Source organism: Mesorhizobium sp. UC74_2, from assembly GCF_042701485.1.
Taxonomy (GTDB): Bacteria; Pseudomonadota; Alphaproteobacteria; order Rhizobiales; family Rhizobiaceae; genus Mesorhizobium.
Genome location: NZ_CP170562.1, coordinates 1,799,347 through 1,813,566 on the forward strand (window position 1 = coordinate 1,799,347; position 14,220 = coordinate 1,813,566).

At 61.9% G+C, this 14,220-nt stretch carries 12 protein-coding genes; 7 read left to right on the forward strand and 5 right to left on the reverse strand.

What is annotated here, in order from left to right; translation table 11 throughout:
- Window positions 1-30 precede the first annotated feature (30 nt).
- From ACFJIU_RS08670 to ACFJIU_RS08680, 3 genes are read right to left on the reverse strand one after another with little or no spacing between them, the layout of a single operon-like run.
- Window positions 31-1,173 (reverse strand): TonB family protein, encoded by a 1,143-nt coding sequence (locus ACFJIU_RS08670; RefSeq protein ID WP_379069994.1) that lies wholly within the window; start codon window positions 1,171-1,173, stop codon window positions 31-33.
- 28 nt (window positions 1,174-1,201) lie between these two features.
- Window positions 1,202-1,630 carry a hypothetical protein gene (locus ACFJIU_RS08675; RefSeq protein ID WP_379069997.1) on the reverse strand — a complete coding sequence of 143 codons (429 nt, stop codon included), beginning with the start codon at window positions 1,628-1,630 and terminating at the stop codon, window positions 1,202-1,204.
- 2 nt (window positions 1,631-1,632) lie between these two features.
- Window positions 1,633-3,855 carry a TonB-dependent hemoglobin/transferrin/lactoferrin family receptor gene (locus ACFJIU_RS08680; RefSeq protein ID WP_379070000.1) on the reverse strand — a complete coding sequence of 741 codons (2,223 nt, stop codon included), beginning with the start codon at window positions 3,853-3,855 and terminating at the stop codon, window positions 1,633-1,635.
- A gap of 199 nt (window positions 3,856-4,054) precedes the next feature.
- Here ACFJIU_RS08680 and hemP point away from each other — a divergent pair, with 199 nt between their 5' ends.
- From hemP to ACFJIU_RS08705, 5 genes are read left to right on the forward strand one after another with little or no spacing between them, the layout of a single operon-like run.
- Window positions 4,055-4,264, forward strand: coding sequence for a hemin uptake protein HemP (gene hemP, locus ACFJIU_RS08685; RefSeq protein WP_054311199.1), 210 nt, complete (start codon window positions 4,055-4,057; stop codon window positions 4,262-4,264).
- A gap of 22 nt (window positions 4,265-4,286) precedes the next feature.
- On the forward strand, window positions 4,287-5,345 hold the full coding sequence (locus ACFJIU_RS08690) for a hemin-degrading factor (RefSeq protein ID WP_379070004.1): 1,059 nt from the start codon (window positions 4,287-4,289) through the stop codon (window positions 5,343-5,345).
- Window positions 5,345-6,238, forward strand: a complete 894-nt coding sequence (locus tag ACFJIU_RS08695; protein WP_379073013.1) for a hemin ABC transporter substrate-binding protein — start codon at window positions 5,345-5,347, stop codon at window positions 6,236-6,238. The genes ACFJIU_RS08690 and ACFJIU_RS08695 overlap by 1 nt, the downstream gene beginning before the upstream one ends.
- Before the next feature lie 12 nt (window positions 6,239-6,250).
- Entirely contained in the window at window positions 6,251-7,354 is a 1,104-nt protein-coding gene (locus ACFJIU_RS08700; protein ID WP_379070007.1) for a FecCD family ABC transporter permease, read from the forward strand.
- A gap of 8 nt (window positions 7,355-7,362) precedes the next feature.
- On the forward strand, window positions 7,363-8,154 hold the full coding sequence (locus tag ACFJIU_RS08705) for a heme ABC transporter ATP-binding protein (RefSeq protein WP_379070010.1): 792 nt from the start codon (window positions 7,363-7,365) through the stop codon (window positions 8,152-8,154).
- Window positions 8,155-8,168: 14 nt separating this feature from the next.
- Here the strand turns inward: ACFJIU_RS08705 and rirA are convergent, their stop codons facing one another.
- The gene (gene rirA, locus ACFJIU_RS08710) at window positions 8,169-8,627 is read right to left on the reverse strand and encodes an iron-responsive transcriptional regulator RirA (protein ID WP_379070013.1); all 459 of its coding nucleotides are present in this window, start codon (window positions 8,625-8,627) and stop codon (window positions 8,169-8,171) included.
- Window positions 8,628-8,977: 350 nt separating this feature from the next.
- Between rirA and ACFJIU_RS08715 the strand changes: the two genes are divergently transcribed.
- Together ACFJIU_RS08715 and ACFJIU_RS08720 are read left to right on the forward strand one after the other, a co-directional pair.
- Window positions 8,978-12,193 carry a bifunctional cytochrome P450/NADPH--P450 reductase gene (locus ACFJIU_RS08715; protein WP_379070016.1) on the forward strand — a complete coding sequence of 1,072 codons (3,216 nt, stop codon included), beginning with the start codon at window positions 8,978-8,980 and terminating at the stop codon, window positions 12,191-12,193.
- Window positions 12,194-12,311: 118 nt separating this feature from the next.
- Window positions 12,312-12,872, forward strand: coding sequence for a GNAT family N-acetyltransferase (locus ACFJIU_RS08720; RefSeq protein ID WP_379070019.1), 561 nt, complete (start codon window positions 12,312-12,314; stop codon window positions 12,870-12,872).
- Window positions 12,873-12,960: 88 nt separating this feature from the next.
- Here ACFJIU_RS08720 and ACFJIU_RS08725 read toward each other — a convergent pair whose 3' ends face one another.
- Window positions 12,961-14,154, reverse strand: coding sequence for a hypothetical protein (locus ACFJIU_RS08725; protein ID WP_379070022.1), 1,194 nt, complete (start codon window positions 14,152-14,154; stop codon window positions 12,961-12,963).
- Window positions 14,155-14,220 lie beyond the last annotated feature (66 nt).

Genomic DNA, 14,220 nt, shown 5'->3' on the forward strand with positions numbered 1-14,220 from the left:
TCCTTTCGCAATTGATGGGTCGAAACAGCATCAGAACGGACCAAGGCTGAATTCCTGCAGCCATTGTCTCCTCCCTGTTTCGGGAGGAATCGATGGGAAGGGGGCGAGCTTTTTCACCATCGTAACGGCGAAGCTGTCGAGCGCTTGCGAGCCGGAGCTTCGGTCCAACTTGATATCCGTTACGCTGCCGTCTGCATTGATAATGAAGCTGATCCAGGCGTTGCGTGTGGCCTGCGCCTGAATAGTCCGGGAAATCTGGCGGTTTGCTTGGACTAATTTCCTTTGGATCAATGCTTCATACCCGGATGCGACGGCATTGCCGGTCATGGTCTGCTGGCGCTGGTTGCCAGATGACGTTGCCTTGCCGTCTTCGTGGCCATCGCTAGCGCCACGCATGGCGTCCAACTGGGCTTGGCCATTCACGCCTGGAGTGGATTTTGCCCGTTCTGGTCGCCGTGCGGGAGTAGCCTGCTGCTCCGTGAGTTCTCGCTCTGCCTCGCTCGGTTCCGGCATCACCGGTCGCAGGATTTCCAATGTCGCTTTCGGTGCCATTTCCTGTGGTGCGACCGCGTCTTTTTCGGTCTGTACCCGACGGTCGTGCAGGACTTCCGGGGCAGGTTCGACGAGTTTTGGCTGCTCAGGTTCCTGCGTTTGTTTGGCCACTTCCTTGGGACGCTGGGTCGGTTGAGAAACTGGTTCCTGCTTCGGCCGAGCTTCTTTGGCGGGCTGCAACTCATTTTCCGGAACGACAGTGACATCGGTGACGTCCGGCTGCTGCCGGCTTCCAGAAATCGGGGGCATTTCGCTGTTGCCGATCCGGGTCGCGTCCTGCCCGTCACCGCCTTGCATCGACTCCGAGAGAGGACGTGGCGGCAGGATGCTCTCAGGCGCGAGGATCAGCACGGCGGCGACCGTCGCGTGGAAGAGAAGCGAAGCACCGAAAGCCAGCGACCACTTTTGTGTCGAGCCGGCGGCTTCGTTCGCATGATCTGGCTCGGCTGTCGCTGGCTGGACTTCTGCATCGGCTTTGTCGTCAAGTCTGTCGGCTTCGGGCGGATCCGGCTGTAGAACGCCGACGGGAATTGCGATCTCTGGATCTTCCGGCTGCGAGGCTTCTGGTCCGGCAAGCGGCTCGAACGATGCCCTGTTCAAAAAAGCCGGTTGCGGGTCCAAGGCACGAGTTCCTGTTCATGACGGAAACTCAGACCCCGAAGGTGATGCCCGCCTTGCTGCTGGTCTTGAGGTCGCGCATGCAGGCGGCAGGCTCGACGCCTTGTCCGACGCACTCCGTAGCGCTGTTGACCAGCACGCGGCTGATCTTCGAGCAAGTCGTACCCGAAAGATCGAAACGCGTCACCTTCGTCTTGCCGGCCGACAGTTCCTTGAAGTCGAGCACGGTCATGCGGTCGACGACGCCGGCTTCGTTGAACAGGGCGATCTCGAAGGCAGCCTTGGTGAGATCGGCACTGAGGTTGTTTGTGACCACGAAGGTCAGGCGGCAGCCCTTGTCGGATGGCTGCGCGCCATTCAGCTCCAGGGAAAGCGAAGCCGCCTGCTGTGCAAATGCAGGACCTGCGCCGGCAGGGAAGGCGGCGAGGGCGGCAAACAGGGCAAGCAACTTCGCTTTCATGGTCAGCCTCCGAAGCGCATCGTTGCGCCAAGCTTGAAAGTCACGCCAGGCTCATAGATCGTCGAGGTGGTCGTGGCGTTGAGCGGGTTGGCGTATTTGACGTCGAAGATGTTGTCGACGCGGAAATCGACCTTGAGGTTGTCGTTGGCCTTGTAGGAAGCGAAGGCGTTGACCAACGTGTAGTCGCGGGCTGCGGCGTTGCCTTCAGGCTTGCCATTGTACTGGACCTCGCCGCCTATCGTCAGCCTGTCTTCGAAGAAGCGGAAGCCGAGCTGCGCGGCCACCTGCGCTGATGGCACCGTGGTCAGATCGGCACGCACGCCCTTGTAGGAGACAGTGTGACCGTCGATGACCGAGGCTGAAAGACCAGCGAAGCCCCAGGCCGCGTCATAGACGCTTTCGAACTCGAAGCCGTTGATCTTGGCCTTGGCGAAGTTCTGGTACTGGTAACATATCGGGATCGAACCACCGCGGCGGCAACCGCTGCGAGGATCGAAGGCCGAAAGGGTCACGCCACCGATGTAGTCGGTGACGTCGTTGTTGAAATAAGCCGCCTTGATGCGCAGCGCGTCGTCCGGCTGGAAGACGCCGTCCGCCGTGTAGTTCAGGCCTGCTTCCCAGGTCTTTCCGGTCTCGGGCTTGAGGTTCGGATTGGGCAGGAAGGGGAAGGAGACGCCGGCGGGATGCAGGCCGCTGATGAAGGTCTCCGTGAGCGACGGCGAGCGATAGCCTTCGGCATAGGTCGTGTAGAGCTGCAGGCCGTTCAGGCCCGGCGCCTCGAAGGGCGACACACCGACCGTGATGCGTGGCGACACACGATCACCCGAGGTCTCCGAGTTCGACCCTTTCAGGCTATAGCTGTCGTAGCGCAGGCCGGCGATGACTTCGAGCCATTCCCAGGTCAGCTTGTCCTGGATGTGCGCACCGCCGATGTTGCGTTTGCCACCCGGTGTGTAGAAGGCGTCACCCGCAGCAAGGCCGGTGGTCTTGACGTCATCCGAGACCCAGTCGCCACCATAGGTCAGTTCATGGTTGATTCCGGAAGTCTCGAAGCGCGAGGTGTTCCACACGTCGATGCCGAAAGTGCCGATATCATAGGTGGTCTTGGAACCGGCGGGCAGCGTGACCGGGCGACCCGTTACCGGATCGAAGCGTCCACCGAGCGGGATCAGGCTGGTCTGATCGAGCGTGGCCTTGTTGTAGGAAAGGTTGACGTTCAGGTCGAGCCAGCTCTTTTCCTCGTCGGTCAGGTTGTAGCGGCCGGTGAAGGTGTTCTGCTTCATGTCGAGGTCGTAGGCGGGCTTGCCGCCGCTGATCTCGTTCCAGCTCTCGCTGTTGCCGATCCAGCCGAGCTTCAAGGTCGAGTTTTCTGTCGGACGGACGGTGCTCTTCAGCATGCCGCTCAACACGTCAAAGCCGCTGCCGCCAACCTTGTTGCCGCCGCCGTCCTTGTAGTCGCTGTAGTCGCGATAGACGATGTTGCCGAGTACGTCGAAATTGTCGTTGAATTTGTAGGCCCCGGTCGCGCTGGTGGTCCAGCCCTTGCCATTGCTCTCGTAGCGGCCGGACAACGACGTCGCCCAGGTTTCGCCGGGCTTCAGGAAGTCTTCGGCGTCCTTGGTGTCGAACATGACGACGCCGCCGATGGCTCCCGAGCCATAGGTGTTGGCGACCGGGCCGCGGATGACGTCGACCGACTTGATCAGCTCAGGGTCGATGTAGAAGGTCGATTGGGTGCCGTGGTCGGAGCGCTGGAAGTTCTGACGAGCGCCATCGACGATGACCGCAACGCGGCCGAAATCCTGCAGGCCACGGATGTTGATGGAGGAGGCGGTACGACGGGCATCGGCCTGCACGGTGACGCCCGGCACGCCGCGCAGCAGTTCATTGGGGGTTGCCGCCATGCGGCGCTCGATCTGCTCCTGATCGACATGGCTGACCGAAGCGAGCGCCTTGATCGCGCTCTCGCCGGTACGGCTGATCAGCATGATCTTGTCGAGCAGCGTGCTGCCCTGGGTGTCGGTCTTGGCCGCTTCCGCCGGCTGGCCGTTCTGCGCGGCGGCCTGAGGCTTCGGCTTGGCAGCCTCCTGAGCCAGCGATGTACCCGACAGCAGCGCCGTGACGGCTGCGCTGGCTGTCAGCATTGCAAGCGTTTTGGCGACGGTCCCACCCACGCCATGAAAATCCTCGGCCTGTTCAGGCCGCCCGTTCGTCCCCACGCCCATCTCCAACTCCAAATTCCTGTCTGCATGCTGGCTTGCCGTGGGGCTGGCTCGCATCTTTTTCGTTCGCCCGGTATGTTAAATGTTGACTCATCTAGTCCGGTATTGCACTGACTAATAAACATGAGTATTCAAGTCAACAAATGAATCGGCCTTTTGCAGGAAGCCGGGCGCGACCCGGCGAGATCAGGAGTGGACCACGATGAACACGCACAACCCTGACGACTTCCGTTTCCGCTACCGCCGGCCTGAAGCGCAGGCGCAATTGCGTGTCGAACGGATGCCGCTTTCGGTCAGGACGCTCACCAGCAATTCGCTTTTCCAGGGCGAACACGAGATCGGCATCGAGCACCATGGCGCTCTCTACCGGCTCAAGATCACCCGCCAGGGTAAGCTCATCCTCAACAAGTAAGGTAGCAAGGGTAGGGACGGAAATGGACCAGCGCGTAAAGCCAGCCCCGCACGAAATTCGGCGGACGCGAGCGGAAAACCCCAAAATGCGCGAGCGCGATCTCGCCGCACAGCTCGGCATTTCGGAAGCCGAACTGGTGGCCGCGCATTGCGGCGAAGGGGTGACGCGCGTCGAGCCACGCGTCAATGACCTGCTGACTGGCCTGGAGCCGGTCGGTGAGGTCATGGCGCTGACCCGCAACGAAAGCGCGGTCCACGAAAAGATCGGTGTCTACGACAAGGTTGTCACCGGCGAGCACACGGCGATGGCGCTGGGCGAAAACATCGACCTTCGCATCTTCCCCAAGGTGTGGGCGCACGGTTTTGCCGTCGAGAAGCGCGACGGCGATGACATCCGTCGCAGCCTGCAGTTCTTCGATGCTGCGGGTGAAGCCGTGCACAAGGTGCATTTGAGGCCGGCATCCAACCTCTATGCCTATCAGAAGCTGGTCGACCAGCTTGTGTCGCCGAACCAGGAGCCGACGGTTGCTCTCGGCACTGTCGCCGAGGACGATGCTCCGGGCGAACTGACACCGCAGACGGTCGAAGACCTGCGCGAGCGCTGGAGCAAGCTGACGGACACGCATCAGTTCTTCGGTATGCTGCGCACACTGAAACTCAGCCGCCAGCAGGCGGTGCGGATGATCGGCCAGGATTATGCCTGGAAACTCGATCCGTCCGCTGTGATGGCGATGTTCCAGGGCGCTTCCGCAAGCGGCCAGCCGATCATGTGCTTCGTCGGCAACCGCGGCTGCATCCAGATCCATTCCGGTCCGGTCAAGTCGGTCAGCCCGATGGGGCCATGGATCAATATTTTCGACGAGACCTTCCATCTGCATCTGCGTGCTGATCACATCGCCGAGGCCTGGGCGGTGCGCAAGCCGACCAAGGACGGCCACGTCACGTCGCTGGAGGCCTATGATGCCGACGGCAAGATGATCATCCAGTTCTTTGGAAAACGCCACGAAGGCGAAGTCGAGCGCGCCGACTGGCGCTCGCTGGCGGAAGCTCTGCCGCGCCTGGCAGAGCAGAGCGCCGCGTGATGCGTGCCGTCATGAAGAGGCTGGTGCGGGTGGCCGTTTTCGGCACCGCGCTGGCGGCCATGCCAGTTGTGGCTGCCGTGGCAAGTGAGAACGGCGCCGTGTTCTCCGACACCAAGCGCATCGTTGCCGTTGGTGGGGCTGTCACAGAGATCGTCTATGCGCTGGGCGAGGAGGGCAAGCTCGTTGCCCGCGATTCCACCAGCGTTTACCCGGAGGCGGCCCTCAAGCTGCCGGATGTCGGCTATATGCGTGCGCTTTCGCCGGAAGGCGTGCTTTCGGTCAGCCCGACCGGGATCCTGGCGCTCAAGGGCAGTGGCCCGAAGGACGCGATCGATGTCCTGAAGAAGAGCAGCGTGCCCTTCATCGAAGTGCCTGAGACTTACGATCACGCCGGAGTGCTGGAAAAAATCCGCATTGTCGGCAAGGCGCTCGGCGCCGACGCCAAGGCCGAGAAACTTGCCGCAGACCTCGATACAAAGCTGAAGGCGGCGGAAAAACAGACGGCGGACGTCAAGGACCGCAAGCGGGTGCTGTTCGTCCTGTCGATGCAGAATGGCAAGATCCTTGCTGCGGGATCCAACACGGCAGCTGATGGCATCATCAAGATGGCGGGTGCCATCAATGTGGCCGCCGAAGTGCCCGGCTACAAGCAACTCGCCGATGAAGCGGTGGTGACCGCTGCGCCGGATGTCATCCTGATGATGACACATGCCGGTCCGCCGGTTTCGGACGAGGCGCTGTTTGGCAATCCGGCGATCGCCGAGACGCCGGCCGGCAAGGAGAAGAAGGTGATCCGCATGAACGGCGCCTATCTTCTCGGCTTTGGCCCACGCACTGCCTACGCCATTCATGATCTCGCCGCAGCTTTCTACGGCAACAAGATCGCCGATTGAGCGGCGTGTGCTATGGTTGATCATTCCATTGCCGGTCCATCCGGCTTGATGGCGCGCAAGGCAGCCGGCGATCGCTCGGCGCGTGCGCGCCTCGCCATCGTCCTGCTGGCGGTGCTGCTGTTAGCTGTCGCGCTGTTCAGTCTGACTGCGGGCGCTTCAGACGCGTCGGCTGTCGATGCCCTGCGCGACTGGTTCTCCGGTCCGGACGCGGCCGATCGCGTGTTGAGTGCCCGCGACCGCATCATCATCTATGACATCCGCCTGCCGCGTGTCGTCCTCGGTGCGCTGATCGGTGCGGCACTAGCGGTGTCCGGTGCCGTCATGCAGGGTCTGTTCCGCAACCCGCTGGCCGACCCCGGCATCGTCGGCGTCTCGGCCGGTGCAGGGCTCGGTGCGGTTTCGGTCATCGTGTTGGGTGGCACGGCGCTTGCGCCCTTCACCACGCTCCTGGGGCCGTTGGCGCTGCCGCTCGCGGCCTTCCTTGGCGGTCTAGTCACGACACTGATCCTCTACCAGGTGGCGACGCGCCAGGGCCGGACCTCCGTTGCAACCATGCTTTTGGCTGGTATCGCGCTGTCGGCGCTCGCCATGGCTCTCACCGGCGTGCTGATCTACATGGCCGACGATCGCCAGTTGCGCGATCTCACTTTCTGGCAGCTCGGCTCGCTGGCTGGCGCGACCTGGACCAAGATCGGCACCGCCGGCCCCGTCATGCTCGTCGCACTGGTGGCGATGCCGTTCTTTGCGCGCGGGCTGAATGCGCTGTCACTCGGCGAGGCCACGGCGAACCATCTCGGTATTCAGGTGCAAAAGCTGAAATATATCGCCATTGCCGGCGTTTCGGCGGCTGTTGGCGCATCGGTCGCTGTCAGCGGCGGTATCGGCTTTGTCGGCATTGTGGTGCCGCATCTGTTGCGGCTGACCATCGGTCCGGACAACCGTTACCTGTTGCCGGCCTCGGCGTTGCTTGGTGCTTCGCTGCTCATTCTGGCCGATACCGTCTCGCGTACCATCGTTGCGCCGGCCGAACTGCCGATCGGCATCATCACCGCAACGGTTGGTGGTCCGTTCTTCCTGTGGATACTGCTGCGCAAGCGCGGCGTCATTGACCTGTGAGATCAGCCATGATCGAAGCCCGTGATGTCTCAGTAAAGCTTGCCGGAAAGCGCATCGTCTCCGGTATCGATTTCGAGGCTCGTCCTGGCGAGATCGCGGCTATAGTCGGCCCGAACGGTTCGGGCAAGACAACCTTCCTCAAGGCTCTGTCAGGGGACCTCGGCTACGATGGCTCGATCACCATCAATGGCCGTGAAGTATCGGCGACGCGCCCGGTGGAAGCGGCTGGGATGCGTGCAGTGCTGCCACAGGCAACTTCGCTCGCCTTTCCGTTCACCGTGCATGAAATCGTTCGGCTTGGGCTGATCGGCGGACGATCCGGGGCGCTGGCCGGTGAGAACGAGCGCCTGCCCGAACGGGCACTGGCGAAGGTCGACCTGGATGGCTTCGCGGGACGTTTCTACCAGGAACTGTCGGGCGGCGAGCAGCAGCGCGTGCAACTGGCCCGCGTGCTTTGCCAGGTATGGGCGCCGGTGCTGGACAGCAAGCCGCGCTATCTGTTCCTCGACGAGCCGGTGTCGAGCCTGGACGTCAAGCACCAGCTCATCATCATGGACATCGCGCGCGATTTCGCGAAGCGGGGAGGCGGCGTCGTCACCATCCTGCACGACCTCAACCTGACGGCGATGTATGCCGACCGCATCTTCGTCATGCATCGCGGTTCACTGGCTGCGGCAGGAACACCGTCTGCCGTGCTCAGCGACAGCCTGATCGAAAAGGTCTTCGACTGCCGCATGCGCGTCGGCGTGCTGCCGACCGGCGACGTGCCGTTCGTGCTGCCGCAATCGGTGGCGATGTAGAGCGAGCCCCAGCCTCAGGCGGCAGGGGCGCGGCGTTCCAGAAGATCGATGCCGAGCAGCGAGCGCACATTCGGACGCGCGGCGACCAGATCGGCGATGGTGTAGCGGCCGAGTACCTCGAAGAACGCGTTCAGTGCCTCGCGCAGCGCGGAATTCAGCGCGCAGCTGTCGATCAGCGGGCAGTCTGCGTCGGCCTCGAAGCATTCCGCCATGGCGAAATTCTCCTCGGTGATGCGCACGACATCGAACAGGCTGATCTCGGCAGCTGGTTTGCCGAGCCTGACGCCACCGTTGCGCCCGCGCACGGTTTCCACCAGCCCATGTTCGACCAGTGGCTGCAGGATCTTGAACAGGAACAATTCCGACACCGTGTAGGCGGCGGCTATTTCGGGAATGCGGCTGAGGCGGTCGTCATTGGCCGCACAATACATCAGGATCCGCATGGCATAGTTGGTTTGACGCGTGAGCCGCATGGTCGCTCCTTCGCAAAGCACGTGTTAGGGCGAATATGGCGCATAGTCTGGAATAATTCTAGACTGGACTTCCGTATATATGACATTTTTCGTCAACTTTTTGAAGGAAAATATCGAGCGACGTTCCTTTCCGCAGCGTCACCGGTTCAACGGGAGGCCAGAAGCTCCACATCCTTGCGTTTCAGCTGAAACTCACGATTATCCCGGCTAGGGCAATTCCAGGAAAAGTGTGGGGCGGTTTTCCGTCCGGAATTGCGCAAAAACAAAAGGCTGGAGCGTTTCCGCGTTTCCGCGAAAAACGGAAACGCTCTAGGGAACAGAACCGGATGCAAGTCTGAGGGAGGGCGCGCATGGCGCAGGACACCGGATTCGGCAGGATCCCAGGTCCGCCCAAAAGGCCGATCGTCGGCAATATGCTGACGGTGGATACCGAGACGCCTCTCCAAAGCCTGATGCAGCTTGCGCGCGAGCTTGGGCCTATCTTCCGCCTCGACATGATGGGCACGCCGATGGTGGTGGTGTCGGGAGCTTCGCTGGTCGAGGAAATCTGCGACGAGAGTCGCTTCGACAAGGCAGTGCGCGGCTCGCTGCGGCGCGTGCGATCCGCCGCCGGCGACGGACTTTTCACGGCCTACACGCAGGAGGACAACTGGACGAAGGCCCACAACATCCTGCTTCCAACCTTCGCGCAGCGTGCCATGGCCGGCTATCTGCCGTTGATGCAGGACATTGCCGGTCAACTCTGCATGAAGTGGGAGCGACTCAACGTCGATGACGACATCGATGTGGTGCATGACATGACGGCGCTGGCCCTCGACACCATCGGGGTCTGCGGCTTCGACTATCGTTTCAACTCCTTCTACCGGCGCGACTACCATCCCTTCATCGACGCCCTGACGCGCACGCTCGAGACGTGCATGGTGCAGCGCGGTCTGCCATTCGAGAAGGTGATCTTGCGCAAGCGGCTGGAGCAGTTGAAGACCGACGTGACCTTCATGTCGAAACTGGTCGACGACATCGTGCGCGAGCGGCGCCGCGGCGGCGGTGACCAGGCGCAGAAGGACCTCCTCAACTTCATGCTGGCCGGCGTCGACAAGACAACCGGTGAAAGCCTGTCCGACGAAAACATCCGCTACCAGATCATCACCTTCCTGATCGCCGGTCACGAGACGACGTCGGGCCTGATGTCCTTCACGCTCTATTTCCTGCTCAACAACCCGGAGGTCCTGGAAAAGGCCTATGAAGAGGTCGATCGTGTGCTCGGCAACGACATTGGTGCCATGCCGACGATCGGCCAGGTCAATCATCTCACCTACGTGCAGCAGGTGCTCAACGAAGCGTTGAGATTGTGGCCAACAGCGCCGGCGATCGGCCTCTATCCCTACAATGACGAAATGCTCGGCGGTCGGTACAAGGTGAAGAAAAACACCTTCACCACACTGCTGACGCTGATGCTGCACCGCGACCCTTCGATCTGGGGAGCGGAGCCCGAGCGTTTCAATCCCGATCATTTCACGCGCGAAGCCGAGGCTGCGCGGCCCGCACATGCCTTCAAACCATGGGGCAATGGTCAGCGCGCCTGCATCGGCCGTCAGTTCGCCATGCAGGAGGCGACGCTGGTGATCGGCATGATCCTGCAGCGTTTCCAGTTGTTCGACCACCAGAAATACCAGCTGCGTATCAAGGAAACGATGTCGATCAAGCCGGATGGCTTCCGCATGAGGGTGAAACCCCGCCCAGGTCGAACGCGCGGGACGGTGATTCCAGGTGCCGCGTTGGGCGATCAAGCCGCGCAACCGGCACCGCAGGTTGCCAGACGACCGAAACACGGGACGCCGCTGACCGTGCTTTACGGCTCCAACCTTGGCACGACGGAAGATCTTGCCCGGGCGATTGCCCAGGCCGGTGAACTGAACGGGTTCGACGTCGTCATGGATGAACTCGACGCCAGGGTCGGCAACCTGCCGACGCAAGGTGCGGTGGTGATTGCCAGCGCTTCCTACAACGGTGCCCCACCGGACAACGCGACGCGATTCATGGAATGGCTGGAAAAAGCAGAGCCGGACGCGGCCAAGGGCGTCAGCTATCTGGTGTTCGGCTGCGGCAACCGTGACTGGGCCTCAACTTTCCAGGCTACGCCGCGGCGTATCGACGAGCGCCTTGAGGCCCTGGGTGCCCAGCGCATCACACAGCGCGGTGAGGGCGACGCGCGCGAGGATCTCGATGGCCAATTCCAGGACTGGTTCAAGGGCCTGTTTCCGTCGCTCGGGGAAGCGCTGGGGCTCGATATCGATTTTTCGGAGCAGGCGGAGGCAGAACCTCTCTACCAGGTCGAGATCGTCTCCGGGCAGCCGGTGAACCCGGTCGTATACCAGTCTGGCGCGGTAGCGATGACAGTTGTCGGCAATCGCGAGCTGCAATCGTCCGGGTCCGGCCGTTCTACCCGTCATGTCGAGGTGGCGCTGCCGCATGGTGTCGACTATCGCGCCGGCGATCATCTTTGTGTGGTCCCGGTCAACGACCCGGCGCTGGTCGAAAGGGTCGAGAAGCGTTTCGGCTTTGCAGCCGATGCACAGGTGCGGCTGAAAACCACAGGTGGACGGCAGGCGCCGTTTCCGGCCGACGGTCCGGTCGCCATACGTCGCATTCTCTCCGACTACGTGGAATTGCAGGCCGTCGCCACGCGCAAGCAGATCCAGGCGATGGCGGCGGCTACCCGCTGTCCCTTCACCAAACCACAGCTTGAGGCGCTGGTCAGCGAAGCCAAGGACGGTGTTGATCCCTACAAGACCGAAGTGTTCGCCAGGCGCCGGTCCGTTCTGGATCTGCTCGAACAGTTCCCGGCCTGTGAACTTTCCTTCGGGCAATATCTTGAAATGCTGCCGCTGCTGGCGCCGCGCTATTATTCCATCTCGTCATCGCCGTCTTCACAGGCTGGGCGCTGCTCGATCACCGTTGGTGTGGTCGATGGTCCGGCGCGGTCGGGCAACGGCATTTATCGCGGCGCCTGTTCCAACCATCTGGCGCAGGCAGCCGAGGGGGCCGTCATTCATGCCACCACGCGCGAGACCAAGGCGGGTTTCCGCCTGCCGGATGATCGGGCGCGGCCTCTGATCATGGTTGGGCCGGGCACCGGATTGGCGCCATTCCGTGCCTTCCTGCAGGAACGGGCCGTCATGGCAAGGGCCGGCGAGGCACTGGCGCCGGCGATGCTGTTCTTCGGCTGTCGTCACCCGGAGCAGGATTTTCTCTACCGGGAGGAGCTTGAAACGATGGCTTCGGCCGGTCTTGTCGAACTGCATGTCGCTTTCTCGCGCCATGATGGCGAACGGACCTACGTGCAGGACCTTATCCGCAAGAATGGGGGTGCCGTCTGGAGGCTGATCGAGGATGGAGCGCATATCTATGTCTGCGGCGACGGCAGCCGGATGGAACCGGATGTAAAACGCGCGCTGACACGTCTGTATGCGGAGGAGACTGATGCCGATCCGCAGGAGGCCGATGCCTGGATCGAACGCCTGGCCAAAGAAAACCGCTACGTGCTGGACGTCTGGGCGGGGAATTGACGTGCTGTATTTACCTTGACGTAAACGTTACGTTGGGTGATCTTGCAAACCATGGTGCGCTGCACAATATATGCGGCGTCGAGCACCGACTCGGGGAGGAACCCTTGAGGAGTGCGACATGGAAAGACAGATTACAAACAGCGTTCCCTTGACGGGAACCATCCGCCAGCTCAGACCCTCCGAATTGCCGCGATTCCGCGACCATTTGCTGAGGCTGGACGCCGAAAGCCGGCGAGATCGCTTCAACGGGCTGACCGACGACGCCTTCATAGCCTCCTATGCCGAGCGCAGCTTTGCGGACGGCACCACGGTCATCGGCTATGTCGAGGACGATATGGTGCTGGGTGCCGCCGAGCTGCATGAGCGGCCGGAGGACGCCCAGCCGACCGCCGAGATCGCCTTCAGCGTCGAACGTCAGCTGCAGCACCGCGGTATTGGCGGCCACCTGTTCGAGCGCCTGATCGCGCAGGCGCGTGGACTGGGCTATACGCGGCTGCGTGTCACCACCCACCCGCAGAACCAGGCGATGAAGACGCTGGCACGGCGCTATCGTGCTGCGCTGAACTTCGTGGACGGCGAGACGGTCGGCACGATCGACCTCGAGCCAGTCGACGATGATCTGTTGGCGGCGCTCCTGCCGGTTCGTCCCCACACAGACGTTGCCCTGAGCAGGGCTTAGGATTTTCAACCCTGCCTGCTGCACGGCAGTGGGTTCAAATATGAAAAAGGCCGCCCGAGGGCGGCCTTTTTGTTTTCCGGCGGATGCCTCAGTTGCCGTTGGCGGTGACGGTCACGCCGAGCGTCTTGGTGAGATCCGCGGGGCTAGCCATAGCGCCAGCGGCGATCAGTGCGAATGGAACCGGGCTGGCCGGTTTGGCGGCGATCACCAGGTTCTGGGGGTTGTCGAGATAGTCGCTGACAGCCTTGGTGACCTGTGCGGTCAGTTCGGGGTTGTTGATCTGCGCCATGCCGAACGGCACGATGGCCTTGGCCTGGTTGGCAATGTCCTTCGCCTGCATGTTCTGCTTCTTGGCGACGAACTCCAACACCTTGTTGGTCAGCGAATTGTCGGCGAAGCGGATCGAGGCGCTGTTGAAGGTCAACTGCTGCATCAGGCCGAGCACTGCCATGCCTTCAGCCGACTTGTCCGCGCCCTCGGGTGATGCAGCCATCTTCTTCTGGAGGTCCTGCAGCGACTTGATGAAGTCGGTGGTGTAGCCACCCAGCGAGAAGGCCATGCCGAGCGTTCCGGCATTGTCGACGGTGATGTCGTACTTCGACAGGTCCATCTTGCCTTCCTTCGGCTCCCAGGTGCCGGCCATGTCGAACTTGCCGGAAACGTTCTGGTAGCCAAGCGCATCGATCATCGCCTTGGAGTCCGGGTCCTGCACCAGTGACAGGTCACCGGTGAATTTCTCGGCGCCGCCGGTGAAGCTCAGTGCCTTGCCGTCGGCCGGCGGCACGATGTCGACTTTAGCATTGCTGACTGAGAACGCGGTCTTGTCGCCAACCTTTACCGAGAGGCTGTCGAGCTGGCCCGACTTATACATCAGCAGCGAGGCGACCGGATCGGTGTTGCCTTCGCCGGGGATGGTCATGCCCGTGATGACAAAGGGGCTAATCTCGAACTTGGCGCCGTCCTTCTCCTGCGTGAAGGCCTCGGTCGAGACCGTGTCAACGACGTAGCCGCCATTGGCGTCAGCGACGTTCTTGAAGGTGACGTTGCCGATTTTCAGCGGTTCCTTGTCGCCGGCAGGGGCGATCGTCACGCCTTCCAGCACCATGTTGGAGGTGTCACCGGAAACGCCAGTCCAGGCGAGGGTCACGCCCTGGTTCTCGAAAGTGGCCTTCAGCCGCTCGGCCACAGCCTTGGTATCGGCAGCGAAAGCCGGATTGAGCGGCAGGGCAAGAAGAAGCGCCGAATAGGCGAACTTACGGAAGGTTGAGCGGTGGATGGTCATCGCGTGCTCCAAAAAGTGACAGCGTCTGTCTCGAAAAACTGTTCGTATCTGCACCTTCACCCGTCC